Raw genomic sequence first — 26,582 nt, 5'->3', positions numbered from 1 at the left:
TATTTTATGCAGGAAAATGTATTTTCACAACGGTTTTTCATAGGATATTGGATTTTAAAACGGGGCTGGATTTCTATCCTGGCCCCTTTTTTATTTCTGATTCCTAAAATGGTTAGTTAAAATGGCGGCCCTGTTAATACCTACAACCTCAGCTAATGCCTGTTCAGACTGTTGTTTAATATTTTTTACGGATTTGAAATTGCGTAGTAACTCATCTATAGTTGCTTTTCCAATTCCTGCAATTTGTTCCAATTCATTCTTAAATGTTCCTTTAGAACGTTGGTTTCTATGAAAAGTTATTCCAAAACGGTGTACCTCATCTCTTATTCTCCTGACTAATTTTAACGCATCACTATTCCAAGGGAGTTTAATAGATTCTGCATCTCCAGGGAAAAAAATCTCTTCTTCATTTTTAGCCAGCCCTACAACGGTAGTAACCCCAATCAAATCTAAATCTCTGAAAGCATCCATTGCAGATCCTAATTGACCTTTACCGCCGTCTATTATGACTAATTGAGGGAAGGCAAGGGACTCCTCTTTTACACGTTTATATCGCCTGTAAACCACTTCTTTCATTGTAGCAAAATCGTTAATGCCTTCAACCGTTTTTACATTGAATCTTCTATAATCATTTTTAGAAGGTATGCCGTTTTTAAAACAAACCATCGCACTTACCGGATATGCACCCTGAAAATTGGAGTTGTCAAAACACTCAATATGAATAGGAGCTTCATTTAATTGCAAGTAACGCTGTAATTCATATAAGACCTTTTTTTGTTCTGCCTCTGTTTTGCCCTCTAATTGCAACAGTTTTTTCTTTCTTAGTTCCTCCTTAAAATAGGCAACATTTTTTAGAGATAGATCTAATAGTTTTCTTTTGTCGCCTGCTTTGGGAATAGTAATAAGGACTGTAGGGTCTGGATAATCAATAGGAAAAGGAACAATGATTTCCTTAGCCATGCTATTAAATGTACTTCTTAGTTCTCCCATGACTAAAACCAATAATTCTTCTTCTGTTTCTTCTAATTTGGTTTCTACAGGTATTGAGTGTGTTTGAACAATGGTTCCATTTTGAACCATTAAATAGTTTACAAAGGCTTTATTATCGTCTTTGGCTATGCTAAATACATCAATATTATTTAAATGCTTACTAACAATTACTGAGGAAGATTGGTAATTTTCTAAATGCTCAATCTTTTTTCGAACTATTTCAGCTTTTTCAAACGCTAGGTCTGTAGCGTTTTGTTGCATTTCTTCTTTAAATTGTGCAATTACCGAACCAAGATTTCCTTTTAGGATATTTCGCATTTGCTGAATTCCATTTTGATAATCTTCAATAGATTGTAACCCTTCACAAGGTCCTTTACAATTACCTAAATGATATTCTAAACAAACTTTAAATTTTCCAGATTGGATATTCTCTTTGCTTAAATTGAGTTTACAACTTCTAAGTGGAATGTATTGTTTTACAAACTCTATAAGTTCTCTCACTTTGCCTGCTGAAGTGAAGGGTCCAATGTATTCTGATCCATCGTTTAATTTTCTACGGGTTAGAAATATACGAGGAAAGGGTTCACGTTTAACAACAATATAGGGGTAGGTTTTATCGTCTTTTAGCTCAATATTATACTTTGGCTTATATTCTTTTATAAGGGCATTTTCTAACAAAAATGCATCTTGTTCTGAGTCTACAATGGTGAATTCTATTCTATGAATCCGTTTTACTAACTCATGCGTTTTATACCCAACATAAGTTTTGCTAAAATAGGAGCTAACTCTTTTGCGTAAACTTTTTGCTTTGCCCACATATAACAACTCATTTTCTTTATTATAGTATTTATAAATACCTGGTTGTAAAGGAATCGTATGTGCAATTTGTTGAAAAGCTTCCTGGGTCATTACTGGTCTTGGTTTTTCCAACTAATAGAACTACTAGAATTTTTATAAAATTGATTACTTACTTTAACAGAACGACCAAACATGAATTGTTTGTTTGATGTCCAACTAAATTGTTCTGTCACAGCAGTATCTCCAATTTGTTTTGATAATCTAATAAACAATCTTTTTGGTAAATTAGTTTGTTCATTTAATAGTAAGTCAATGCTTTTAATAGCTGCAGTTTTGCTGCTATAATTGATGGTAAAGCTTTCCGTTCCTAAGTCTTGAAATACCGTTTCATTAAATAATTCCTTATTCTCCATAAACCATTTGGCCTGTGCTAAAATCATTGAGGCAGCAGTTAAGAATTCATCTTTGCTGATAATACGATTAACTGTATCTAGGCCATTGAATTTCCTTTCTATAATGGTGAAATTGCGCAAGTCTACATACTTCATTTCATCTTCAATAAAACGCGCAATATTATAATACTTAGCAGTGTCTCCAACGGTACTATTATTTGCAGAGACATTATAGGAAGACTTTGGATTCTTACAAGCAATTATTACCAAAATAAAAATAATACTAACGCTAAAAGAAATTTTCATTTAGCAAAACTATCTAAAAAACCCTCAATTAGCGTTGTTTGGTAAATGCTAAGCGCACCCCATAGTCCATAAGGTATTCTTTAATTGGGTACCGGTTAGTATAGGTGGGTAAATGTTGGTACCTGATTTGTGGGCCCAACTGCCAAAGATTAGATCCAGATTTAAAGTTAATATGAATCCCCGCACTTGTATTTACATTCCATCTGCGAACAAAACCATTGCCATCAGCGTAATTCTTGAAATCAGTAGAAAGCAAAAAGACATTTGAGTTAAAAGAATAAGTTGGTTGTACACTCGCTTCGGCACTAATTCCAAAATTGTTTCCTTTTATTATATCCCATTGAACTCCTAAAGGAACAGCAATTTGGTAACTTTTGTTACTTAGTTGTTCTTGTTTGTACCCGCCAGAATTATTAAAACTAGTTGCCATGTTAAAATTCTCAATACCGCCATTATTTAATAAGGAAACAGTTGCCACTCCTCCATTGGTTCTAAAGGTTTCTATATGATACTGACGAATATTTACTTGCACACCAGTCTTAAATTTTAAACGACTATTAATATTATATAAAGCAGCTAAGCCAACTTCTAACCCCATAGCTGGTCTGTGACGCACAACATCATTAACACCGGCCGTATAACTTAGGGCTAGCGGAACATTTTGTGCAGCAGTAATAGAATTAGGTTGAACGATTTCTTTAATTTGATCATCCGAAAGGCTTCGATAGCTGGTTGAAGGTGTAATGTAAAATTGAATGCCTATTCTTTTAGATGGGATAGTTAAATGAATTCTCTTTTGAATTAGCTGATCATTTTTTTCATCTTGTAAGTTTATACTCAAAGCTGTTTCCTCAGTAGACTTTGCTAATGACCATTTTTTATTTACTAATTCATTTCGCTTGATTGTTATGGTTTCAGGAGAAGATTGTTTAAGTAGCAAATTAACAGAAAGTTTATTGGTTTCTTGTTCACCCATCGCTACAACCGAATTATCTTGAGAGGTTGGTTTAATGGTAGCAGCAGGAGTTGTATTCTTAACCAATAAAGTACTTGTCATCTGCCAAGGAGCAGTGTCGGCTAACGGAATAGTCGCAATTGGTTCCCTTAATTGTGTAATGGTTTGTTCTGTAATTTGATTCGGCTCTATGGCTTGATAAAATGCTTCTTTTGGTGCAGGAGCATGCATTCTGGTTTCAACAGAACTTGTGTTTATTTGCGCTACCACTTTATTGCTAACAAAACGAAATCTGTCTGCAGATGGCGCAATCAGTAAGGTAGATACAGTTAAGCTAACAATGACTAATAAAGAAATAACAGTAAGGGCTGGCCAAGCAGGATAACCATGCAAGTTGTTGCGAATGTTTTTCCAAACACCGTCTGCAGGATACATGCGATGATCCTGTAGCTCTTCTTGCAAGAATCGCTCAAATTCGTTGTCTTGGTTGTACCTCCGATCCATATACTAATTGCTACTTCTTAAAGGCAGCTGCCCAAGAGAATCGCTCTCTTGGTTGTTCTATTATTCGTTTCTTAATTAAAATTGCTTCTAACATCGCTTTAGCTCTCGTGTATTGACTTCTACTTGTGCTCTCCTCAATGTCTAACATGTCGCCAATCTCTTTATGACTATACCCTTCCATTGCATATAAATTTAAAACAGTTCTGTAGCCAATTGGTAAGAGCCTAATACACTCAATGATTTGTCTAGCCTGCATTACAGAGGGTACAGTTTCTTCTTTAACTTCTAAATAATCGGCCTGATCTAAATCGATGCTATTGCTGAATTTTTTATTTTTCTTTAAAAAATTAATACAAGTATGAACAATTATTCTTCTAATCCATCCTTCAAAAGCACCCTTGTTTTGAAATGTATGAATTTGTGTAAATATTTTAATAAAACCTTCTTGCAACATGTCCTCTGCGTCTTCTCTGCTATTGCTGAATCTATAACAAACGCTCAGCATTTTAGGACTGTACCGATTGTACAGTTCCCTTTGTGCAGAGGGATCATTATTTAAACAGCCTACCAGAATGGTTTGCTCGGTCATTTAGGGATTTTTATTACCCTAAATATAAGACAATTTTAATGTTAAAAAGCTGCATAAAAGCGTTACTTAGTGTCATTTCTTTACCAATTCTATTTATGGAAAGTCCATTTAGCCCCCCGCCGCTTACTGGTTTAGCCCCTTATACGGGTAGTTTTACACAAATAGAATTACAACATTTGCTAAAAAGGACTTTATTTGGTGTAAGTAAGGATGACCTTAATTATTTTGGGGGGAAAACACTAGCTGATGTGCTTGAGGAGCTTTTGAATCCAGTAAACACTAATCCACCACCACCATTAAAGGAATATACAACTTCTACCACAGCAACTTCACCCGACACTAGTATTTTACAAGGGACTACTTGGGTGGGAGATGTAAACAATGATGGAACAGTCCAAAGCCAACGAAGAGGATCGTTCAAGAAATGGTGGATGGGTAGAATGATCAATCAAGATAGATCTATACTAGAAAAGATGACCCTGTTTTGGCATAATCATTTTGCAACTGAAATGAATGATGTAAGTAATGCACAATATATTTATAAGCATCATCAATTATTAAGAACACAGGCTTTAGGAAATTTTAAGGCCCTTACCAGAGCGGTCACTGTTAATCCAGCAATGCTGGTATATTTAAATGGTCAACTAAATTCAAGAACAGCTCCAGATGAAAACTATGCACGTGAGATTCAAGAATTATTTTGTTGTGGAAAAGGTCCTGATTCCTTGTTTACAGAAGCAGATGTAAAAGCAGCTGCAAGAGTATTAACAGGCTGGAGAAATAATTCAAACACTTTTACTTCATTTTTTGATCCCAATAGGCATGATACTAATCCAAAAATATTTTCTTCTTTTTATAACAATACAGTAATAGCTGGAAGAACGGGTGCTACTGCAGGCGATATTGAACTGGATGAATTTATTAATATGATTTTTAATGTACAAGAAGTAGCGAAATATATTTGTAGAAGATTGTATCGCTGGTTTGTATATTATGATATTGACGCTTCGGTGGAAACTAATATCATCACTCCATTAGCGAATTTATTCCGTACCAGTAATTATGAAGTTAAACCGGTTCTGCGTGCACTTTTGCAAAGTGAACATTTTTTTGATACACTTTCTAGAGCTTGTCAAATAAAAAGTCCAGTTGATTTAGTAGTAGGATTTTGCAGAGAAACAAATCTAAAATTTCCTCCGAGTGCAGATTACATTACTAATTATGGACATTGGAATTATTTGGTTAATTGGGTGAGTAATATGCAACAAAATATAGGAGATCCACCCGATGTAAGTGGGTGGAAAGCATATTATCAAGAACCGCAGTTTTATCAAATTTGGATTAATAGCGATACATTACCAAAGCGCAACCAATTTACAGATACCATGGTAATTAATGGGTATAGCTTTAATGGGAACCGTATACAAGTTGATGGAGTAAGCCTTATACGAACATTCACTAATCCAGCAGATCCAAATATTTTGTTGAATGAATTGATTGCTCATTTGTTTCGAATTGATTTATCAGAAACATCAAAAGCTCAAATTAAAAGAGATATTTTATTGAGTGGACAAACCAGCGATCATTATTGGACTGATGCTTGGAATCTATTCATCAGTAATCCCACCAATACCGCTAATGCTACTACTGTGCGTAATAAAGTTCGCGACCTAATAAAATATTTAATGAACCTGGCCGAATACCAACTTGCCTAAAACCAATTTTATGAAAAGGAGAGACTTTTTAAAAAATACTTTGCCAGCTGGTATTCTTTTACACTCATTGGTCAGTGGATTTTCTTTTAAAGTATTTGGTGCTTCCTCTGTATTTGCTGCAGCCCTTCAAATGCAAGCGGAACAGAACGATCATATATTAGTCATCATACAATTAAATGGAGGCAATGATGGATTGAATATGGTAGTGCCTATTGAGAACTTTGCCAACTACGCCAACGCACGCTCAAATATTTTTATACCAGAAAATAAGGTATTAAAATTAACGGGTGTAGATAAAGCAGGATTGCATCCAGCCATGACTGGATTACAAAGTTTATATAACGAAGGAAAACTCAATATCATACAATCAGTAGGCTATCCACAACCTAGCTTCTCCCATTTTAGAGCAACGGATATTTGGATGAGTGCGAGCGATAGTAATAATGTTGTGAACAGTGGATGGGCAGGCCGGTACTTAGACTATCAGTATCCCAATTTTCCAACTGGTTATCCCAATGCAAACATGAAAGACCCTTTGGCCATACAAATAGGATCGGCTACATCACTCACTATGCAAGGCCCCTCTGTAAGTATGGCGATGAGTATCAGTAATCCTAATAACTTTTATAACTTAATTAATGGGGTGCAGGATCCAGCACCAGCAACTCCTGCAGGGAAGGAACTTACTTATATTCGACAGGTTACTCAACAAACACAACAATATGCATCAGTGATAAAAGATGCTGCTGCCAAAGTGCCCACACAGGTTTCTTATCCTAGTAATAATACATTGGCCGATCAGTTAAAAATTGTTGCCAGATTAATTAAAGGAGGATTGAAAACTAGGGTATATATGGTTAGTATTGGAGGTTTTGATACGCATGCATCACAAGTGAATGCTAGTGATACAACTACCGGAACACATGCTACTTTATTAGGAAGGGTAAGCGATGCAATCAAAGCATTTCAAAATGATTTAGCATTTTTAGGAGTGGATGATAAAGTGGTGGGTATGACATTCTCCGAGTTTGGAAGACGTGTGAAGAGTAATGCAAGTAGTGGCACCGATCACGGCGCAGCCGCCCCTGTATTTGTTTTTGGGAAACAAGTGATTGGAGGGGTTACTGGCAATACCCCTAATTTTGGTGCGAATGTAGGAGTGGGAGACAATGTACCATTTCAATACGATTTCAGGTCGGTGTATTCAACTTTGTTAAGCAATTGGTTATGCGTAGACGACGCCGATTTACAACAAATCATGCTCAAGAATTATCAGAACTTACCATTGGTGAGTGGAACAGTATGCAAACGTCCACAGCCATTGTCGACAGAGCAGTTAATTAGTAACTATCCCAATCCATTTACGTCGAGTACAGTTATTACATTTAAAACTGCAGGTGGACATACAATGATACAAATCATTGACACTTCTGGAAGAGTATTGGCGGTATTAACGGATAAAGAATATCCAGCAGGTACTTATACTGTTAGCTTTAATAGTGGCTTTTTACCAACAGGTGTTTATTATGCACGCTTTCAAAATATGGCAGTACAGCAAGTGCGGCCTATGCTAAAAGTCAGGTAAAATCCACTCCTAAAAATATTTTTGCAACAATGATGTAAAAAATCAAATGCCTTCCTATATTTGCAACATAGTAGCAAAAATAGATGCATATGAAATCAATTGTGTTGACAATGTTTTGTTTAGGTTGGATTACGGCCACCGCTTTAGCTAATGGTTCATTAAAAGGTAAAGTGACCGACGCCCAAACGGGCAAGCCATTGGCGGGAGCATCCATTTATTTGCATGAGTTAAAAACGGGTACCATCACAGGAGCTGATGGGAGTTATCAGACAGCCCAAATTCCTTCAGGAAAATATTTGGTAGAAGTTAGTTTTATGGGCTATGCTGCATTCTTAAAAACAATTGACATTACTCAAGCACAAGTTTTAGACATTGCATTAAAGCAATCGGTAGTAGAGCATGAAGCAGTCACTGTTACAGGTGTTGCATCTGCAGTAAGAATTTCACAAAATCCACAAGCCATTTCAGTTATTAGAAAAACAGATTTGATGCGTGGAAGTTCAACCAATATTATTGATGCGTTGAGCAAATTGGTTCCAGGAGTGAGTGCATTGAGCACGGGGCCTGCTATTAGCAAACCCATCATAAGAGGATTAGGATACAATAGAGTCATTACTATAAACGATGGTGTTAGACAAGAAGGACAGCAATGGGGAGATGAGCACGGTATTGAAATTGATGAAGCAAGTGTTCAAAGAGTAGAAGTATTAAAAGGTCCAGCCTCCTTATTATATGGATCAGATGGAATGGGAGGAGTAGTAAATATTATTACGAATGTACCAATAGAACAGGGCCGTATTAGAGCCAATTACAATGTTTCAACCAATAGCAATAATGGATTAATCAGTAATAATTTTAATACAGCAGCTCATTTTAAAAATGGATTCAATTACAATATGTATGGTTCATTTAAAAGTGCAAAAGACTATCAAAATAAATACGATGGAAGGGTATTAGGAAGCAGATTTAATGAACGAAATTTTGGTGGATATATTGGCATCAATAAAAGATGGGGTTACAGTCATTTGATGGTAAGTAATTTTAATCAAAACTTAGGATTAGTAGAAGGAGACAGGGATGATGCAACAGGGAAATTTATTTTGTTTGCAGGTTCTCCACTAGAAAGAATCGCTTCTGATGCAGATTTGAATTCACGCCAATTGCAAACCCCATCACAAGGAATCAATCATTTCAAAATTGCTTTAGACAATAATATTGCATTGGGAACAGGAAGACTTCAATTTAATATTGGCTATCAGCGAAACCAGCGAAAAGAATTTGGAGACCCAGAAGCGCCCACTAGTCCTGAATTGTATTTTGATTTGCGTACTGTCAACTATAATCTCCAATACCATTTTGCCGATATGAACGGATGGAAGACCAGTATTGGTGTGAATGGAATGCAGCAACAAAATCAAAATAAAGCAGATGAAGTATTGATTCCAGAATATAAATTATTTGATGCGGGTTTATTTGTTTACACTCGAAAAACATTCAATGATAAATTGACATTGAGTGGAGGACTTAGAAGCGATTATAGAAAATTAAATAGCGAAGGATTTACTGAAGGAACAGAAGTGAAGTTTAATAGTTTCAGCAAAACCTTTAGCAATATCAGTGGATCAGTTGGATTAAGTTACAACGCATCTGAAGCGGTAACATTGAAAGCCAATTTATCTAGAGGCTATAGAGCGCCTTCAGTTTCTGAGTTAGCCAGCAATGGAACCCATGAAGGAACGAATCGATACGAGCACGGCGATCAAAACTTGAAGAATGAAACTTCTATACAAGCCGATGCAGGTATTGAAGTAAATACCCAACATTTTAGTTTTCAAGTAACCGCTTTTTACAATAGCATCAGCAATTATATTTTCTATTCTAAATTGAATAGTGTGTTTGGTGGAGATTCATTAGTGAATGTAGATGGAGAAGATATTATGGCATTTCAATTTAGACAAAACAATGCAAGACTGTATGGTTTTGAAACCAAGATAGATATACATCCGCATCCATTAGACTGGTTGCACTTGGCTAGCACTTTCTCTTATGTAGCAGGTAGATTCAATACACTTTACGAAGGAAACAATCGCTTACCATTTATTCCACCTGCAAGATGGACTACCGAATTAAGAGGAGACTTTGCAAAAGCAGCAAATGGTGCATTAAGAAATTTTTATGTGAAGCTAGAGTTGGATAATATGTTTACCCAAAACAGGGTATTCACTACTTATAATACTGAAACAGCAACACAAGGGTTCTCTTTACTCAATTTTGGAATTGGTGCAGATATCCAAAGCAAGGGAAGAACATTTGCCACTATTAATTTAGCTGCGAATAATATTACCGATGTTGCCTATCAAAATCATTTGAGCAGATTAAAGTACACAGCAGATAATTTAGTAACCAGACGTTCAGGTGTATTTAATATGGGCCGCAATTTTACCCTCCGCTTGAATATTCCACTAGAGTGGAAATTGAAATAGTTTTTTGTTGGTTTGGTTTTACAAAGAAGAAAACGCACTCCTTGTGAAAGGGGTGCGTTTGTGTTTATTGCTTAAATTTAAACTCTATGGACATAAGCATCAACACTCCTGCACTTTTATTCCCTGCAATTAGCTTAATTATGTTGGCGTATACCAATCGATTTTTAGCATTGGCAACCAGGGTAAGAAGTTTACACAGTGAATACAATAAAACCCAAAATAATGTAGTGGTTCATGCTCAAATTAAAAACCTACGATTTCGGATCAAGCTCATCAAGCAAATGCAGGCATTAGGGGTAATGGCATTTTTAAGCTGCATTATCTGTATGTATTTTATTTACATAGAATGGATGGTCATGAGTCACTGGGTTTTTGCTTTTAGCTTATTAAGTTTTTCTTGTTCTTTAGCCATTTCGCTTTGGGAGATTCAGCTCAGTACTAAAGCCCTTGAATTGGAATTAAGTGATATGGAGGGGTTAGAAGACCCTACTGTTATCGAATACATCAAGAGCAAGTTTGATAAAGACAAAGATTAGTTGTATATTTAACCTTCAAAAAACATGATATTTGAAAGTATTGCTTTCAAATATCATGAAAAATGAAAGTAAATATTTGGCATATGTTCACACGAAAGCAGGTATTTGAGGGGGCTGGTAAAGAAAGCCTTTTCTTATGGGGTGCCCGTCAAACGGGGAAAAGTACCTTATTGAAATCGCTTTTTCCCAATGCTATATGGTTTGATTTACTTAAATCTGACGTTTATAGAAGATATCAAGCAAACCCTTCACAGTTTAGAGAAACCATCTTAGCAAGTGAAACAAGAAATATTGTAATTGTTGATGAAATTCAAAAAATTCCTGAATTACTAGATGAAATACATTGGCTAATAGTCAATCATTCGATTCAGTTTATATTGAGTGGATCTAGTCCTAGAAAAATTATAAGAGCTGGTTCAAATTTATTAGGGGGCAGGGCACTTCGTTACGAACTATATCCATTATTACAATCAGAAATTCCAGAATTCGATTTAATTAAAGCTTTAAACAATGGGTTATTGCCAAGGCATTATTTATCAGATAATCCCAAAAAGTTAATAGATGCTTATATAGGTAATTATTTAAAAGATGAAATTATTGCCGAGGCAAAAATTAGAAATATCAATGCTTTCACACAGTTTTTAGAAGCTGCTGCTTTTTCAAATGGAGAAATGGTTAACTACACTAATATCGCAACTGAATGTGGCGTTAGTCATACGACTGTGAAAGAGTATTTTCAAATTTTAGTAGATACATTGATTGGTCGATTCGTGCCTGCTTTTCAGAAAAAGCCCAAACGAAGAGTTATTGTGGCCCCTAAGTTTTATTATTTTGATATAGGTATAGCAAATAACTTATTGAAACGTGGTAGAATTGTAATGGGCAGTGAGTCATTCGGAAATGCATTTGAGCATTTCATCTACCAAGAGTTGTATGCACACAGCAATTACTCTGATAAAAATTACCCAATTTCATATTGGAGAACTACTTCACAAATTGAAGTTGATTTTATTTTAGGCGACCATGAAGTTGCTGTTGAAGTAAAAGGGACAGATAATGTTCAAACCCGCCATTTAAAAGGACTTAAAGCGTTTGCAGAGGAATACAAAGTTAAAAATTTAATTGTGGTAAGTAATGACCCTCTAGAAAGACAAATAGGTGATATCACAGTAATGCCGTGGAAAATCTTCTTAGAAAAATTATGGGATGGGTCCATTATGTAATTAATCGTCCCCCTCTTTCAACATAATTTCTAGCAATTCAATATTGCTCTTATCTATAAAGTATTCAAAGTAGCGCTTGTCCTCTTGACTTCTTAGATTACAAATAAGGTCGGTATCATCTTCCTGTAAAAAGTTGAACTTTTCATTGATGCTGTTCATTACATCGCTCCTAACCTTTTTTTGAAGACCTATATTTTTGTCTTTAATGCCCAAAGCATAATTGATCTCTGTGATGTTAGTGGTTTCGTTTTGCTTGGATTTGTCTAATAAAAGCCTTAGCAATTGACGTTCTGTTTGATTGAACTTTATTTTTACAGCAGCCCCAATTGGCTTTTGTTGCTGAGCGCTTTCCAATACTTCAGCTCGTTTTTTCTTAGCTTCTCTTTTTCTGGCAGCTGCAGCAGCTAGTATGATAAAAATGGGTGCAATGCCCAATATTGTTCCAGTATTACTTTTCTTCCAAACCTTGAAATCGGATTTCTCAAAACTTGCTGAACGAACTTTTACAGAATCATACTGCTGCGTTTTTCCATTCAGATAATAGATGGTTTGGTTATGATAATAAGCTACGTGGTCATAATTGATTCTTTCTAAGCTTTGCATAAGACTTGGATCATCATTTTCTTTAATAGTATTTTCTTCAAAATTGATTTGATACACTTTATGATTAAAACAAATGAGTTGACCAGAGTCGGTGGGTAATACCCATTTTGTGTTTTGCAATAATTCAAAATAATCGGGATGGGTTTTCCCTAGCTTTTTCCATGTTTTGGTTTTTAAGTCTAAACGGTACACTTTTTTTTCATACTGCTCATCCTCTTTGTTAGTTTTAACTCCTTCATTAATGATCCGCTGATATGGAATATATAAGTGCTGGGTATGAGTATTAAACCAAGCTAATTGACCAAATGTTCCTAATTGATCGGCATACGGCATATGAATTTCTTGGTCAACAGGTTCTGCATCCCACTCAAAGTCTTTGTTATTATATTTTCTAAGCGTTCCGCTGGTTCTCCAATAACCATATCCCCCAATATTATAAATCTCATTACCATGCGTAAATAAAAAGGCTTCAAGATTATAATTATAATTTTCGGTATCGTCTATTCGCTTAAATGTTAAGATGGAGTCGTTGGGATTGTCTAATTGGTACAATAATCCCGATCCATTAAAGTGTAAATAAAGCCTTTGTTGAAGGGTAAAAATTTGAAATGTACGTCTTTTTAAATCCTTGTGTTGCGGATTGATAAATCCAAATTTGGGCGACCTCAAGGGTTGTATAGGATCTTTTTTATTTAGTAAGTCTTTAAAGAAAGGGGAATTTTTTACTGTTAATACGCTATCTAATTCTGCTGCAAAAATGCTTCCAGACATAAATAGTCCTAATAACAAAACAAGTAGTTTTTTCACTTTTCGCAGGATTTGGTCCAAATACACTGCAAAATATAGGAAATAACCTATTTGGTAATCGGTTCCTTTACCTTTTTTACTAGTCGGAGAATCTTAGATGTTTACCTTGTATTAGATTTTGACAAATCAGCCAGCCACTGACGAGTGTCATTTCCGGGGGGGGATTGCACTTTGAAGTGGTTGGTTTTTTCTAATCTTCCAATAACCTACCCCTTCCTCTCCCCAATTTGTTGACGCCACATAGCATAGTATAAACCCTTCTCAGTTAAGAGTTCTGCATGACTACCAGTTTCTACCACTTTGCCTTTTTCTAGCACATAAATTCGATCGGCATGCATGATGGTGCTTAAGCGGTGCGCAATCATAATGGTGATCTGTTCCTTTAATGCCGAAATAGATCGAATGGTATTGGTAATTTCTTCTTCGGTAATACTATCCAAGGCTGAAGTAGCTTCGTCAAAAATTAATAGTTTGGGTTGCCTGATTAAGGCGCGGGCGATCGACAATCGTTGTTTTTCTCCACCACTGAGCTTCAATCCACTTTCGCCGATTAATGAGTCGATGCCTTTATCGGCCTTGGCCAATAAATTATCGCAACTGGCTTTATGCAATGCGGCTTTTATTTCTTCGTCACTGGAATTGGGCGCCACAAACAATAAATTCTCTTTTAAAGTACCTGCAAACAATTGGGTATCCTGTGTTACAAATCCAATTTGGTTACGAAGTTCTTCCATGTCTATTTCATGCCCATGAACTCCATTGTATTCTACTGATCCTTCTTGCGTATGGTATAGTCCCACGAGCAATTTGACTAAGGTACTTTTGCCTGCACCTGATGGGCCTACAAAAGCTATTGTCTCGCCCTTTTTTACTTGGAACGATATGCCATCGAGTGCATGAAAACTGGCCGACTGGTGTTTGAATCGGATGTCTTTAAAGGACAAATCATTAATTGCGCCAATTGCCTTGGGATTTGCAGGTTTGGGTTCTGATGGCTTTTGCATCAGGTTATGAAAATTATTCAAGGATGCTTCTGCTTCGCGATAGCTTAGAATAATATTTCCTATTTCTTGTAATGGTCCAAAAATAAAGAAAGAGTAAAAAGTTAATGTCATTACTTCTCCTGCGGTGAGTTTTCCTTGGAACACTAACCACAACAAAGTGAACATGATGATTTGTCTAAGTAAGTTTACAAATGTGCCTTGTACAAAACTTAAAGAACGAATGCTCTTTACTTTACGTAATTCAAGTCCTAATATTTTGTAAGTATTTTTATTAAGCCTCCCAATTTCTTGTTCGGTTAATCCCAAACTTTTTACCAGTTCAATATTGCGCAAACTCTCTGTGGTTGTGCCTGCTAGGGTGGTGGTTTCTTTTACAATATCTTTTTGGATGGCCTTGATGCGCTTGCTTAAAAAGCTAGTAAGCAAAGAAAGAAATACAATGCCTACTGCATAAATGGGCATGATGCTCCAATGCAATCGGAATGAATAAACCGATATAAATACAATGCCTACTAATATGCTGAAGAGTACATTGATGAAGGCAATAATGAATCGTTCTGTATCGGTTCTTACTTTAGATAGAATCGATAAGGTCTCGCCACTTCGTTGGTCTTCAAATTCTTGATAAGGCAACTGCATCGAATGCTTTAATCCATCCGTAAAAATTTTTGCTCCAAATTTTTGTACAATTACATTGCTAAAATAATCTTGAAATGCTTTGGCAATTCTAGAGATCATGGCTACACTAATCAAGATGCCTAAAAACCCTAGAACGCCCCAAATAAATTCTGATTCGGTACGCGTGCCTGTTGCAACAAATTGTTTTTGCTCATTAAAATAGCCTGTTTGCAATGGGTGCATGCCATATTGGTCTAATAGCTTTCCGAAAAAATAGGGATCGAGCATGCTAAAGCTCTGGTTAATGGCTGCCAATAACAAGGCTAGTCCAATCAGCCATTTATAGGGTTTCAGGTATTGTAACAGTAGTTTCATGGTTAGCGCAAAGTTACCATTTGAGGCCTTATCCACCGCTGTTAATAATAAGATCATCTTGTTTAACGGGTAATAGGGCTTTTAATTGGTAACTTCAGAAAACCCTATTTTATGCGTTGGAGAAAATTCAATGGAGAAAACATCATCTTACCCATCAAAGATGCAGTAGAAGAAGCCATTAAAAGAGAAGCTGCAAATGGCACTAAATTGAAAGTTTGTATTGGTACCGACAGCCAAGTAAAAGGCGAAGACACGGAGTTTGCAACCGTGATTGTTTTTTTGAGAGAACATAGTGGAGGCTTCATGTACATCCACAACGAAAAAACAAAACAGCGGTATCATTTAAAAGAGCGTATGCTAACCGAAGTGGCCAAGAGCATTGAAATTGCCTATGAGCTTTGTCCATTATTTATTGAGCACCATATTGAAATGGAAGTGCATGCAGACATTAATACGAATCCTATGTTTAAAAGCAATGATGCGTTGCGCGAAGCCATGGGTTATATTTTGGGAATGGGATTTGCCTTCAAAGCCAAGCCTGATGCATTTGCGAGCAGTTGTTGTGCTGATAAAGCTGTGAACTAAATGCGACCGTGCACTGTGTTTAATTGCTGCCTAGCAATGCCCTAAGTGAAGCTCCTAATATGGCTTGTTTCTTAGCTTGAAACAATGCTGCTTTCTCATTAGGAAGGCGCATGGTGTATTCTTTTCCCGAAGCCAAGGTTTTTTCAAATCCAGGGTTCCAACGATTAAACTGTTGTATATCGATACTCAGTTCGTTTGCTAGTATTAACGATTGATACCTTCCAGCTATCAAAATTTCAGTTGAGTTAGCCAGCTCTTCTGCGCTAAGTAATGATGTATTCCCGCTTTGTGGGGTATTTTCTTTTTGGTATTTGGTTTCAGCAGCAGTCATAGTTGTCCATCCACCCCCCCCTTCCATTACATAATGTGTTGCAATAAATTTCTTTACATGGTTGCGCGTTTCTTCGGGTAAATGGTATTGCAATTGCCAAAAATCTCTGCTGCCTGTTTTTTTGATGGCTTGTCTAACCCTTCCTGCACCTCCATTGTAGCCAGCTACTACTAAAAGCCAATCGTTAAACTGCGCAAATAATTCACGCATTATTTTAGCAGCAACATGGGTGCTCTTATTGTAATCCATGCGTTCATCGGGGTTGCGCACACTTAATCCAAAACGCTTGGCTTCAAAATCCATGATTTGCCAAGGGCCTGCAGCACCCGCCCAAGAAACCACCCCTGCACCTAAATTACTTTCAATTACACTGAGGTATTTCATCTCTTTAGGTATGCCATATTGTGTCAGTACTCCATCGTATAAATCAAAATAAGGCTTACCCCATAGCTTCATTTTTTCTAACGACTTGGTATGCTTGCGCATGTATTCTTGTACAAAGGAAACCGCTCTGGGATTGAGTTGTGCGGCATAAGGCTTGGATGCATCAAACTTATTTTTGAAGAGTGATTTAAAACCAAACTTATCGGTGGTGCTGTCTTTTTGTGCGGATAATGCTATCGATATTAAACAAAAAATTGCCGCCAAGAAAAGCGCTCGATTTAAAAAACCTAAGCCCGTTTGTTTTATTATAGGTGGATTATAACTGCAGTTTTTCATGATTTAAGCTCCATCAATTGAGCACTCAACTGTAATAGATTCATTTCATCAAAAGAACGCGTCATGAGTTGCAAACCAAAGGGCATTCCATTGGGATGTTTAAACAAGGGAATGGATATAGCGGGGATACCTACTAGGTTGGGGTACACGGTATAAATATCTGCCAAGAACATTTCAATAGGATCGTCCGATTTTTCTCCAATATTGAATGCGGTGGCTGGAACAGTTGGAGAGAGTATGGCATCGTATTCGCTGAAAATAGCGTCGGTGCGTTGTTTCAGCAGTTGACGAACTTGTTGTGCCTTGGTAAAATAAGCATCAAAAAATCCTTCGCTTAACACGAATGTGCCGAGTAATATTCTTCTTTTTACTTCTTCGCCAAATCCTTCTGAGCGAGAAGCTTTATACATTTCGGTTAAATCAATTCCTTCTTTGTTGGTTCTATGTCCAAAGCGCACGCCATCGTATCGAGATAAATTGCTGGATGCTTCTGCAGTGGTTAATACATAATAAGTGGGCACCACATATTCCAATAAATTAAAATCAATGGCTTCAACGGTATGCCCTGCTGCTTGCATGCTTTGTATGAAAGATAATATTTGTGCTTGTATGGCTGGGTCTAAAGAAGGATGATACAATGCTTCTTTAAAATAAGCGAGCTTGTATTTTTTAGGGTTGCCATGCGAGTCGCTTGCAAGATTGGCTATGCCACTTGCAACTGCTTGGCTGTATTGTTCAACAGGAAGTTCTGAAACCGTGCTGTCATATTCATCTGCCCCTGCAATTACTTCCAAAACCAATGCTGCATCTTCAACAGTGTTAGAAAAAATACCTATCTGATCAAAGGAAGACGCATAGGCAATCAATCCATAGCGAGAAATTCTGCCATAGCTTGGTTTGATGCCCACTACGCCACAAAAATCTGCTGGCTGTCTTACCGATCCACCCGTATCGCTGCCCAGGCTAATCATGCAGAGTCCGGCTTGAACGGCAACTGCCGATCCCCCCGAAGAACCTCCTGAAACTTTATTGGTATCGGCTGCATTGCGCACGGGGCCAAATGCAGAATTTTCATTGCTGCTCCCCATGGCAAATTCATCGCAGTTTTGTCGGCCAATAATAATGGCTCCTGCGTCTAATAATTTTTGAGTAGCTGTGGCGTTGTAAACCGATTCAAAATTGCCCAACATTTTTGAGCTGGCAGTTAGGGTATGCCCTTTATGGGCAATCACATCTTTAAGTCCCACTACTACTCCGTGTAATGGACCTGTTAGCACGCCATTGGCTGCTGCTGCATCTAACTGCTTAGCTCTTTCTAGTGCTTCGGTTTCATACACTTCTAAAAATGCATTTAAGTGTGCATTTTCAGCGATGGCCTTAGTATAAAAAAGAACGGCCTCCACACAAGTGGTTTGGCCGTTTTGCAATGCTGTATGAAATGCTTTGATTGTAGTAAAACCAAACATTACGCGGTTGTGCTGTCTTTTTCTTTAATGCCTTCTTCTAATTCTTTCTTCACGTTGTTCTTGGCGTCGTTAAATTCACGGATACCTTTACCAAGACCTCTCATGAACTCAGGAATTTTTCTACCACCAAATAAAACTAGGACTACGATACCAATGATCAGTAATTCCTGAAAACCTAAACTTCCCATAGTGTTTATTTTAATGAAGTAAAGTTAAGATAAATAGCAGGCTCTGCAACTAATTTCTGATAAATAAGTTGAATGTAACATGTATTTAGCTCAATATTTTCCCAAAAGTATTTGATATTAAAAAATATTTACTTTTATTTGGAAATTTTCAAAATGAATGATAAATCCCAATTACAATTCAGTTAAAACATTTTTGTAGTAATTCCTGCTCATAAATGCTCCCCCAACATCATATGCACCTGAATTTTTCGATATAGATGTGTGAATTCGTAACGGTTGATACAAATAATTAATTGGAGTGCGCTTATAGTTTTAGTTGTTACCATTGTATTTGTATCCTGCCGTAAAACTGATATGCTCATTGTCGAAAAACCAATGAAAACAGAATCAGTGGAAAGTAAATTTTTTGCGTTTCATCGAAGTTTGAGAGTAGAAGAAAATGCAATTCTCGAATTTGTAAAGCGCAGAAACAGTAAATCCCATTTTGTAGAAGAGACAGTTAAGCGCATAGGTTACCCATTATGGGATAAAATGTTCAAAGCAACAGGCACCGTAAACGTATCAAGAATTCGTAATTCTAGTTACGTTCAATCAAGTTCCAATCCTTCAAAGGTTATAGAGGATACATATTATATACCATTTGTGAAAGAAGATGAAAATAATGTAAACGCAGTAATGGTTGTTAAAGCTGCAATTTCTGATACAACAATAAACTATATTAGCGATTGGCAGTATAAAAACAAAACTCATGGATCAACATCTGTAGATTCTACTGCGGAAAGACATGCATTGTTTTTTATGATGCTTGATTACAGGACATTTGGACATAAAGAATTTACTATTAAGGATAATAATTTATTTACATCGCCTTCAACTCGAAGTACCAATAATAGAAAGCTAGGAATTTTAGTTAAAAATACAATTTCAATTAACGGAATCCTAGGGTCAGACATAGAGAATTTAGTTTGTCTTGATTTTTACATATGTGGTACTCCTTGGTATTGTGGAAATTCTTGTGATTACCTAAATAATTGTGGATTATGTTACTTACGAGCTACCCCAATTTGTGGCTGGACTCAGGATTTAAACGGTGGGGACTTTACTTGGTTAGGGTTTAATTATGGGGATATAGGAGGCGGATCAGAGGGCGGAGGCTCATCTGGGGGTGGAAATAACAATGGAGGATCAGATCTCCCACCAATTCCATGCGAAGGCCCACCATCACAGGCATCACTTCCTAATTCATTCCAACAAATAAAACAAAATAATGCTTGTGATGGAACAAGTGGTTGGTTACCATTTGTGGTATATAGTTATGATTATCCATTTAATTATCCAGAGCAACCATATGATGCTCCCGATGAGCCAATAATCAATAATGGGGTTAGCCTATCAGATGAAGTAGATCCAGGAAATGGAAGCTTAACCCCACCAGGGAGACTAATTGCTAAATCTCGTCGAACACAGCCAAATATTGAGGATATGCTTCATGGGACAGACGGCAATACTACTGGGATTTTAAATTTATATCCAATAATGCCTAAAGAATGGCATTTTAATCAGATGAAGGATCTTTTTCATGCTTGTACATTTTTTGATTTTCAATTAAAATCTGTTGCAGATGAAATGATTCAAAAATTTAAAGATAGAACAGGAGGTGAATACACCAATCCTTTACTTAATGCTAAAGTAGCTCAAAGCAGTGCCATGATAAACTATATCAAAAAGTTTGGCAAGGAGTTAAATGATAAACTAAGGGAAACTGGTGGTAATTTAAATTCTATTTCAGAGTTAAATTTGACTTATCGACCAAAATTTAATGGCTTATTCAATAAATTTCACGGGTTACAGATTTTGATAAATGATACAGAATCTACAGATATTCATATAGATAAATTCCAAATGGGGGCATCAGGAAGTTGGAGTGCTGAAGTAACAATTACAATATTTGATCACTTTGGGATTGATAAAACTGATGTTTTAAAATATCAGTTTTATCATGGCGGTTTTTCATCTTGGTGGATTTTACAAAGAACTCTTGATTATGTCCCATTTAAAACTGTTATTACCGTTAAGGAAAAGATTTATTCTCAACTTTGAAATTAGCTATGAAAAAAATTCTTTCATCCATTCTCATATTTTTTTTTATCATAAGTTGTACTAATTATGAAAAGAATCCATCATTTAAAAACATAAAAGAGCTAGATTTTTTTAATCATAACGACACATTCATAAATGCGAGTAAACATACGATTAACCAACTGAGATACTATGTTGTAGATGAATCTGTTAAAGAAAGCGACAGAGATTCTTTGATTAAAGAGTATGTTGACTATTTCAAAACAAAGAATTTTGATAGCACATTAAATTTCTACTTTCTTTTCTATAAAGAATCTAAAATTACAAATCTGAGTCACTTAAAAATGAACAGAAAAGATATTGACAGATATTCTCATGAAAATGATCTTATATGGGAATACATTATTGAAAAAGGCGGCAAACACCAATATATTTACAAGTATAAATCAGGCGAAAAAATTTACCCAAAATCAAATGATATTATTATAGTTGAGGATATTAAATAAAAAAAGCGCCCTGATAAATCGGGACGCTTTTCTCTATAATTTAACGTTCTACTAGAAACGTTTTTCTTTAATACGAGCGCTCTTACCGCTTCTTTCACGTAGGTAAAACAACTTCGCACGACGTACTTTACCTTTTTTGTTCAAGATAACTGACTCAATATTTGGAGAAAGGATAGGGAACAAACGCTCAACACCTACACCATCAGAGATTTTACGTACGGTAAATGAAGCAGTAGCTCCTACACCTTGTAGTTTAATAACATCTCCGCGGAAAGACTGGATACGCTCTTTTCCACCTTCTACAATCTTATAGTTAACGGTAATATTATCACCAGCTTTGAAGCTAGGTAATTCTTTCTTAGCGGTTAATTGTTCGTGAACAAACTGTACTGCTGCCTGCATAACATTTATTTTTATCGGACGGCAAAGGTAATGGGAATATTTTAAAAAATGCAAATTTTCCTGAATTTTCTATCGAGCTACATTTACTGCTCGCTTTTCCCTGATTACCGTTACCCTAATTTGACCTGGATAGGTCATTTCTGTTTGTATTTTTTGTGCTATTTCAAAACTGAGTTTATCGCTGTCTACATCGCTTACTTTATCTGCTTCTACAATCACGCGTAACTCACGTCCCGCTTGAATTGCATAGGCTTTTTCTACCCCTTGGTAAGCCAGCGCAAGATTCTCTAAATCCTTGATTCTTTGCAGGTATTGCTGCATAATTTCCCTTCTGGCACCTGGTCTTGCACCACTAATGGCATCGCAAGCCTGAACGATTGGAGAAATCACATAAAGCATTTCCATTTCGTCGTGGTGAGCCCCAATTGCGTTAACTACCGCAGGGTTTTCGCCATATTTCTCGGCTAATTTAGCCCCTAATAATGCGTGGCTCAACTCGGTTTCTTCATCAGGAACTTTCCCTATATCGTGTAATAATCCAGCTCTTTTAGCCAGTTTAGGGTTCATGCCTAACTCGGAAGCCATAATCCCACATAAATTGGCTGTTTCACGGCTATGCATCAGTAAGTTTTGGCCATAAGAAGAACGGAAACGCATTTTACCAACAATTCTAATCAATTCTTTGTGTAAGCCATGGATACCCATTTCTATCACAGTGCGCTCTCCAATTTCCATTACTTGGTCCTCTAGCTGGCGACGGGTTTTTTCTACCACTTCTTCAATACGAGCTGGGTGAATACGTCCATCTGATACCAAACGCTGTAAACTCAAGCGGGCAATTTCTCTTCTAAGTGGATCAAAACTGCTGAGGATAATAGCTTCTGGCGTATCATCTACAATTAAATCAACTCCAGTAGCCGCTTCAATTGCTCGGATATTACGCCCTTCTCTACCAATGATTTGACCCTTGATTTCGTCGGTTTCTAAGTTGAATACGGTTACGGTATTTTCAATAGTGTGCTCTGCAGCAGTTCGTTGAATAGATTGAATCACAATCTTACGCGCTTCTTTATTGGCTTTTTGCTTGGCGTCTTCAATGATATCTTGCTGTAAAGCCAATGCCTGTGTATGTGCTTCTTGCTTTAAGCTTTCAATTAACTGAGCTTTAGCATCTTCTGCAGTTAACCCAGCCACTTTTTCTAAGCGGCGGATATGTTCTTCTTGGTGCTTTTCTAGCTCTGTACGCTTGTTGTTAACCAGTTCTATTTGACGATTCAAGTTTTCCTTAATCGCGTCGTTTTCTTTCACCTGCTTTTCTATGCTGGCTTCTTTCTGGTTAATTGTAATCTCTTTTTGCTTGATGCGGTTCTCTATTTCACCAATTTTACGGTTCCGATCGTTTACTTCACGCTCGTGTTCCGACTTTAGCTGTACAAATCTTTCTTTTGCTTCTAATTGCTTCTCCTTTTTAAGGGTTTCGGCTCTTAGTTCAGCTTCTTTTAAGATCGATTGTGCCTGTAATTCGGCCTCTTCAACTTGTTTTTTAGTGTTTTTTGCAAAAATGACTTTACCCGCTATAATCCCCGCTACAAGGGCTACTACAGCTGATATGATGGAAATAATTATTGGATCCATGTTGTTGGCAAGTGTTTAAAACGTTCACAATTCTATTTAACAGATCAAACCTCATTTTATAATAATAAGTAATTGACTAGTTACGAAGATAACAAGAAGATAGGAGATTTTAGAATAGGAATAGAAATTAAGGTTGATCTTCCAACGCTTTATCAATGGTTTGAGCCATTTCTTTGATTTGTTTAGAAGTTTCGTCTGCCAATAAAGCCAATTTTGCATTGTCTTTTTGTTCGGTCGCAAACCATAGCAAAACCATGGCCAAATAGTCTTGGGTGTCTTTACCTGCGAAATTACTTTTGAATTCTGTTATTTTTTCGTTGATGGTATTAGCGGTTTTGCGCACCATTTCTTCATCTTCTGGCTCTATCTTTAAGCGGTAAGTTCGGTCGGCAACAACAATATTTACAGGTATTAATTCAGACATAAAATTAAGCGTGCAGCAACGCCAGGCATTTATCTATTTCTTTAAGGTAAGTGTCTATTTTCTTTTGCAGTTTAAGTTTTTCTTCCGGATCCCAATTGCCCGTACTCATTCTTGCAGCAACTAATTTTTGTTCCAATACACTTAAAGCAGCGTTATTACTTGCTTGTAATTGCTTCATACTGTTGAGCTCGGTTTCTAATCGCTGGTTCTCTTTTTGAACTTGGCGATAAGCTTTCAATAGGGTTTGCAGTTTTTCTTGCAATTCTATAATATGTTCATTCAGCTGAGACATAGAAGAAAATTAGTTGTTATTTTCTGATTTCAGCATTTATTTCGTTTTCAAAGCACTTGATTAATTTATTCATCATTGCATCAATCTCGTTATCTGTTAGGGTTTTGGTGTCGTCTGAAAAAGTAAAATTGACTGCCATCGATTTTTTATCGGCACCTAGTTTATCGCTTTCGAATACGTCGAACAAATTCATTTGCTGTAGCTTATTTATTTTAAGCCCCTGTACTGCTTTCTCAATTTGTTCGTATCGGGTTTGTTTGCTTACTACCAATGCCAGATCACGTTGAACAGCTGGAAACTTGTTGACTTCTTTATAAACTATTTTTAATTTTTGTACAGCTTTTACCAATTGTGCAAAAGGGAGGTCTAGCATAAATACTGGCTGCTTTAAATCAAATTGGTTCAATTTGTTTTTGCCCACCATTTGTAGGGTCCCCAATAATTGTTTATTGGTAAAAATCGCAATGGTATCAGGGTTTTCGGCCGATTCTTCCATGCTGATATTTTGTAGCCCGCACCATTGTAGTACAGCGGTTGCCAATCCCTTCATGGCATAAATATCAATAGGAGTAGTTTTGTTTCTCCATCCTTGTTCTGTGCTATTACCTGTTGCAAAAATGCAGAAATGTTCTTCTTCTTTAAAACCTTCCCCGTCTACTAAATAGGTTTTCCCAAATTCAAATAATTGCAAATTGGTATTTCTTCTATTTGCATTATAGGCAATGGTTTCAAGCCCACTCTCTAACATAGATGGGCGCATGACGTCTAACTCTGCACTCAAGTTATTCATCATTTTGACCGTTTTAGCCGCGGTGGCTTCGTCAAAATATTTACTATTGGTTATAGAGTTTGTAAGTATTTCTGTGTATCCTTTCCCAACTAAGAACAAAGCTATTTTTTCTCTTAAGTTTTCTTTGATGCCTAGTTTTTCTACCGAAGGGCTGATACTAATCATGGTTGGGATTTCCACGTTATCTAAGCCGTCAATACGTAAAATTTCTTCAACAATATCTGCCGGAATACTGATATCTGGCTTGCTATAAGGCACTTCCACCATTAGCTCATCTAATCCTTCTTTGGCAATCACAAAACCCAATGAAGTTAAAATGCGCTTTACTTTATCTGCGTGGTAATTCTTTCCACTTAATTTTTTAAGGTAATGGTTTTTGATGGTGACCGTTGTCTTTGGTTTTGGACTGGGGTAAACATCAATCAAATCACAAGAAATGGTTCCACCTGCTACCTCTTTAATTAGAAGGGCTGCACGCTTTAATACATTTACGGTGTTTGAAATATCTATTCCTTTTTCAAAACGCGTGGCTGCATCGGTTCTTAAGCCATGACGCATAGAAGTCTTGCGAATAGTAGTAGAATGGAAACATGCACTCTCTAAAAAGATAGCAGTTGTTTCGTTTGTTACACCACTTTTGCTTCCTCCAAAAACACCTGCAATACACATGCTTTCATTGCCATTGCAAATCATTAAATCTTCTGCATGTAAACTTCTTTCTTTCTCGTCTAGGGTCGTAAATTTTGTTTCAGCTGCTACATTTTTTACAATGATTTCGTTTCCGGTGATGGCTTTCAAATCAAATGCATGAAGCGGTTGTCCTGTTTCGTGCAGAATAAAATTGGTGATGTCTACAATATTGTTGATGCTTCTTACCCCAATAGCGGTCAGTTTATTGACCAACCATTCTGGAGAAGGTGCAACGGTAACTCCGGAAATAGTTATTCCCGCATACCTAGGGCAATCATGGGTATTTTCAACGGTTACTTTAATTGGAGTCTCCTGGTTATCAGCCTTGAATCCATTGGCATAAGGCTGTTTAACACGGGTTTCTTTTTGATGATGGGTTAAGTAAGCAGCCACATCACGCGCAACGCCTAAATGACTCATGGCATCCATACGATTAGGCGTAAGCCCAATTTCAAAAATATAATCCGAATAAGGTTTAAAGTATTCTGCTGCAGGTGTACCTGGCGTTAAACTATTTGGCAATACCATAATGCCATCATGGCTGTAACCCAATCCAAGTTCATCTTCTGCGCAAATCATTCCCTGACTTTCCTCACCCCTAATTTTAGCGGCTTTCATGGTCATGGGTTCACCTGATATTGGATAAATGGTTGCACCAATTGTTGCTACGGCTACTTTTTGTCCTACTCCTACATTGGCTGCGCCACAAACCACTTTCAATGGTGCTTCTTTACCTATATTGATAGTGGTCAATTTTAGTTTATCCGCATTAGGGTGCTGCTCACAGGTTAATACCTCTCCAATCACCACGCCCGCTAATCCCCCCTTAATTTTTTCATACTGTGTTAAACTCTCTACTTCTAAACCAATGGAAGTAAGGATTTTAGACAGTTGAGCTGGTTCTATTGCATCCGGTAAATATTCACAAAGCCAATTGTAACTGATAGTCATAGTAAAGCGACGATGGTTTAAAATGCGAATTTAAGGTATT

22 protein-coding genes are annotated in these 26,582 nt (G+C 36.7%); 8 read left to right on the top strand and 14 right to left on the bottom strand.

The features are described from left to right. Positions 1–90 precede the first annotated feature (90 nt). From uvrC to ACTIEI_RS01460, 4 genes are read right to left on the bottom strand one after another with little or no spacing between them, the layout of a single operon-like run. On the bottom strand, positions 91–1,899 hold the full coding sequence (uvrC, locus tag ACTIEI_RS01475; RefSeq protein ID WP_439504501.1) for an excinuclease ABC subunit UvrC: 1,809 nt from the start codon (positions 1,897–1,899) through the stop codon (positions 91–93). Further along, positions 1,899–2,486 carry a hypothetical protein gene (locus ACTIEI_RS01470; RefSeq protein WP_439504500.1) on the bottom strand — a complete coding sequence of 196 codons (588 nt, stop codon included), beginning with the start codon at positions 2,484–2,486 and terminating at the stop codon, positions 1,899–1,901. Before ACTIEI_RS01470 ends, uvrC begins: the two co-directional genes overlap by 1 nt. Positions 2,487–2,514: 28 nt before the next feature. Then, positions 2,515–3,945: an outer membrane beta-barrel protein gene (locus tag ACTIEI_RS01465; RefSeq protein ID WP_439504499.1), complete on the bottom strand. Its 1,431-nt coding sequence runs from the start codon at positions 3,943–3,945 to the stop codon at positions 2,515–2,517. Positions 3,946–3,955: 10 nt separating this feature from the next. Next, the gene (locus ACTIEI_RS01460; RefSeq protein WP_439504498.1) at positions 3,956–4,534 is read right to left on the bottom strand and encodes an RNA polymerase sigma factor; all 579 of its coding nucleotides are present in this window, start codon (positions 4,532–4,534) and stop codon (positions 3,956–3,958) included. Positions 4,535–4,629: 95 nt separating this feature from the next. Here ACTIEI_RS01460 and ACTIEI_RS01455 point away from each other — a divergent pair, with 95 nt between their 5' ends. The 5 genes from ACTIEI_RS01455 (at position 4,630) to ACTIEI_RS01435 (ending at position 12,076) form a co-directional block, all read left to right on the top strand. After that, the gene (locus tag ACTIEI_RS01455) at positions 4,630–6,249 is read left to right on the top strand and encodes a DUF1800 domain-containing protein (RefSeq protein ID WP_439504497.1); all 1,620 of its coding nucleotides are present in this window, start codon (positions 4,630–4,632) and stop codon (positions 6,247–6,249) included. 10 nt (positions 6,250–6,259) lie between these two features. Beyond that, on the top strand, positions 6,260–7,834 hold the full coding sequence (locus ACTIEI_RS01450; RefSeq protein WP_439504496.1) for a DUF1501 domain-containing protein: 1,575 nt from the start codon (positions 6,260–6,262) through the stop codon (positions 7,832–7,834). A gap of 89 nt (positions 7,835–7,923) precedes the next feature. Then, complete coding sequence (locus ACTIEI_RS01445; protein ID WP_439504495.1) at positions 7,924–10,317, top strand: TonB-dependent receptor; 2,394 nt, start codon at positions 7,924–7,926, stop codon at positions 10,315–10,317. 86 nt (positions 10,318–10,403) lie between these two features. Further along, positions 10,404–10,853, top strand: a complete 450-nt coding sequence (locus ACTIEI_RS01440) for a DUF2721 domain-containing protein (protein WP_439504494.1) — start codon at positions 10,404–10,406, stop codon at positions 10,851–10,853. A 62-nt stretch (positions 10,854–10,915) separates the two neighbouring features. Continuing rightward, the gene (locus ACTIEI_RS01435) at positions 10,916–12,076 is read left to right on the top strand and encodes an ATP-binding protein (protein ID WP_439504493.1); all 1,161 of its coding nucleotides are present in this window, start codon (positions 10,916–10,918) and stop codon (positions 12,074–12,076) included. On the opposite strand, the gene ACTIEI_RS01430 is transcribed toward ACTIEI_RS01435, so the two are convergent. Continuing rightward, the gene (locus tag ACTIEI_RS01430; protein ID WP_439504492.1) at positions 12,077–13,486 is read right to left on the bottom strand and encodes a hypothetical protein; all 1,410 of its coding nucleotides are present in this window, start codon (positions 13,484–13,486) and stop codon (positions 12,077–12,079) included. It lies immediately after the preceding gene. A 206-nt stretch (positions 13,487–13,692) separates the two neighbouring features. Further along, entirely contained in the window at positions 13,693–15,483 is a 1,791-nt protein-coding gene (locus tag ACTIEI_RS01425; protein WP_439504491.1) for an ABC transporter ATP-binding protein, read from the bottom strand. Positions 15,484–15,594: 111 nt separating this feature from the next. Between ACTIEI_RS01425 and ACTIEI_RS01420 the strand changes: the two genes are divergently transcribed. After that, entirely contained in the window at positions 15,595–16,068 is a 474-nt protein-coding gene (locus tag ACTIEI_RS01420; protein ID WP_305267838.1) for a ribonuclease H-like YkuK family protein, read from the top strand. A 19-nt stretch (positions 16,069–16,087) separates the two neighbouring features. Here the strand turns inward: ACTIEI_RS01420 and ACTIEI_RS01415 are convergent, their stop codons facing one another. The 3 genes from ACTIEI_RS01415 to ACTIEI_RS01405 are packed head-to-tail and all read right to left on the bottom strand — an operon-like array spanning position 16,088 to position 18,773. Next, the gene (locus tag ACTIEI_RS01415) at positions 16,088–17,119 is read right to left on the bottom strand and encodes a transglycosylase SLT domain-containing protein (RefSeq protein ID WP_439504490.1); all 1,032 of its coding nucleotides are present in this window, start codon (positions 17,117–17,119) and stop codon (positions 16,088–16,090) included. After that, complete coding sequence (gene gatA, locus ACTIEI_RS01410) at positions 17,116–18,585, bottom strand: Asp-tRNA(Asn)/Glu-tRNA(Gln) amidotransferase subunit GatA (protein ID WP_439504489.1); 1,470 nt, start codon at positions 18,583–18,585, stop codon at positions 17,116–17,118. Before gatA ends, ACTIEI_RS01415 begins: the two co-directional genes overlap by 4 nt. Then, positions 18,585–18,773: a Sec-independent protein translocase subunit TatA/TatB gene (locus ACTIEI_RS01405; RefSeq protein ID WP_295190796.1), complete on the bottom strand. Its 189-nt coding sequence runs from the start codon at positions 18,771–18,773 to the stop codon at positions 18,585–18,587. The genes gatA and ACTIEI_RS01405 overlap by 1 nt, the downstream gene beginning before the upstream one ends. A 375-nt stretch (positions 18,774–19,148) precedes the next feature. Here ACTIEI_RS01405 and ACTIEI_RS01400 point away from each other — a divergent pair, with 375 nt between their 5' ends. Then, positions 19,149–20,873 (top strand): DUF3289 family protein, encoded by a 1,725-nt coding sequence (locus ACTIEI_RS01400; RefSeq protein ID WP_439504488.1) that lies wholly within the window; start codon positions 19,149–19,151, stop codon positions 20,871–20,873. 8 nt (positions 20,874–20,881) lie between these two features. Then, positions 20,882–21,358: a hypothetical protein gene (locus ACTIEI_RS01395; protein WP_439504487.1), complete on the top strand. Its 477-nt coding sequence runs from the start codon at positions 20,882–20,884 to the stop codon at positions 21,356–21,358. Positions 21,359–21,409: 51 nt separating this feature from the next. On the opposite strand, the gene rplS is transcribed toward ACTIEI_RS01395, so the two are convergent. The 5 genes from rplS to pheT all read right to left on the bottom strand — a co-directional run bounded on the left by rplS (position 21,410) and on the right by pheT (position 26,542). Beyond that, entirely contained in the window at positions 21,410–21,760 is a 351-nt protein-coding gene (rplS, locus tag ACTIEI_RS01390; RefSeq protein WP_439504486.1) for a 50S ribosomal protein L19, read from the bottom strand. A gap of 69 nt (positions 21,761–21,829) precedes the next feature. Beyond that, positions 21,830–23,395 (bottom strand): ribonuclease Y, encoded by a 1,566-nt coding sequence (gene rny / locus ACTIEI_RS01385; protein WP_439504485.1) that lies wholly within the window; start codon positions 23,393–23,395, stop codon positions 21,830–21,832. A 127-nt stretch (positions 23,396–23,522) separates the two neighbouring features. Then, positions 23,523–23,819 (bottom strand): cell division protein ZapA, encoded by a 297-nt coding sequence (locus tag ACTIEI_RS01380; protein ID WP_439504484.1) that lies wholly within the window; start codon positions 23,817–23,819, stop codon positions 23,523–23,525. 4 nt (positions 23,820–23,823) lie between these two features. After that, the gene (locus ACTIEI_RS01375) at positions 23,824–24,111 is read right to left on the bottom strand and encodes a hypothetical protein (RefSeq protein WP_439504483.1); all 288 of its coding nucleotides are present in this window, start codon (positions 24,109–24,111) and stop codon (positions 23,824–23,826) included. 16 nt (positions 24,112–24,127) lie between these two features. Beyond that, positions 24,128–26,542 carry a phenylalanine--tRNA ligase subunit beta gene (gene pheT / locus ACTIEI_RS01370; RefSeq protein WP_439504482.1) on the bottom strand — a complete coding sequence of 805 codons (2,415 nt, stop codon included), beginning with the start codon at positions 26,540–26,542 and terminating at the stop codon, positions 24,128–24,130. Positions 26,543–26,582: the final 40 nt, after the last annotated feature.

The organism is Sediminibacterium sp., assembly GCF_051860225.1.
In the GTDB taxonomy this organism is placed as follows: Bacteria; Bacteroidota; Bacteroidia; order Chitinophagales; family Chitinophagaceae; genus Sediminibacterium.
This window is presented reverse-complemented; position numbering and strand designations above follow the sequence as displayed.

Bases quoted from the DNA above. Each gene is read 5' to 3' on its own strand.
- uvrC (WP_439504501.1), bottom strand. From the start codon at position 1,899: ATGACCCAGGAAGCTTTTCAACAAATTGCACATACGATTCCTTTACAA.
- ACTIEI_RS01470 (WP_439504500.1), bottom strand. From the start codon at position 2,486: ATGAAAATTTCTTTTAGCGTTAGTATTATTTTTATTTTGGTAATAATT.
- ACTIEI_RS01465 (WP_439504499.1), bottom strand. From the start codon at position 3,945: ATGGATCGGAGGTACAACCAAGACAACGAATTTGAGCGATTCTTGCAA.
- ACTIEI_RS01460 (WP_439504498.1), bottom strand. From the start codon at position 4,534: ATGACCGAGCAAACCATTCTGGTAGGCTGTTTAAATAATGATCCCTCT.
- ACTIEI_RS01455 (WP_439504497.1), top strand. From the start codon at position 4,630: ATGGAAAGTCCATTTAGCCCCCCGCCGCTTACTGGTTTAGCCCCTTAT.
- ACTIEI_RS01450 (WP_439504496.1), top strand. From the start codon at position 6,260: ATGAAAAGGAGAGACTTTTTAAAAAATACTTTGCCAGCTGGTATTCTT.
- ACTIEI_RS01445 (WP_439504495.1), top strand. From the start codon at position 7,924: ATGAAATCAATTGTGTTGACAATGTTTTGTTTAGGTTGGATTACGGCC.
- ACTIEI_RS01440 (WP_439504494.1), top strand. From the start codon at position 10,404: ATGGACATAAGCATCAACACTCCTGCACTTTTATTCCCTGCAATTAGC.
- ACTIEI_RS01435 (WP_439504493.1), top strand. From the start codon at position 10,916: ATGAAAGTAAATATTTGGCATATGTTCACACGAAAGCAGGTATTTGAG.
- ACTIEI_RS01425 (WP_439504491.1), bottom strand. From the start codon at position 15,483: ATGAAACTACTGTTACAATACCTGAAACCCTATAAATGGCTGATTGGA.
- ACTIEI_RS01420 (WP_305267838.1), top strand. From the start codon at position 15,595: ATGCGTTGGAGAAAATTCAATGGAGAAAACATCATCTTACCCATCAAA.
- ACTIEI_RS01415 (WP_439504490.1), bottom strand. From the start codon at position 17,119: ATGAAAAACTGCAGTTATAATCCACCTATAATAAAACAAACGGGCTTA.
- gatA (WP_439504489.1), bottom strand. From the start codon at position 18,585: ATGTTTGGTTTTACTACAATCAAAGCATTTCATACAGCATTGCAAAAC.
- ACTIEI_RS01405 (WP_295190796.1), bottom strand. From the start codon at position 18,773: ATGGGAAGTTTAGGTTTTCAGGAATTACTGATCATTGGTATCGTAGTC.
- ACTIEI_RS01400 (WP_439504488.1), top strand. From the start codon at position 19,149: ATGAAAACAGAATCAGTGGAAAGTAAATTTTTTGCGTTTCATCGAAGT.
- ACTIEI_RS01395 (WP_439504487.1), top strand. From the start codon at position 20,882: ATGAAAAAAATTCTTTCATCCATTCTCATATTTTTTTTTATCATAAGT.
- rplS (WP_439504486.1), bottom strand. From the start codon at position 21,760: ATGCAGGCAGCAGTACAGTTTGTTCACGAACAATTAACCGCTAAGAAA.
- rny (WP_439504485.1), bottom strand. From the start codon at position 23,395: ATGGATCCAATAATTATTTCCATCATATCAGCTGTAGTAGCCCTTGTA.
- ACTIEI_RS01380 (WP_439504484.1), bottom strand. From the start codon at position 23,819: ATGTCTGAATTAATACCTGTAAATATTGTTGTTGCCGACCGAACTTAC.
- ACTIEI_RS01375 (WP_439504483.1), bottom strand. From the start codon at position 24,111: ATGTCTCAGCTGAATGAACATATTATAGAATTGCAAGAAAAACTGCAA.
- pheT (WP_439504482.1), bottom strand. From the start codon at position 26,542: ATGACTATCAGTTACAATTGGCTTTGTGAATATTTACCGGATGCAATA.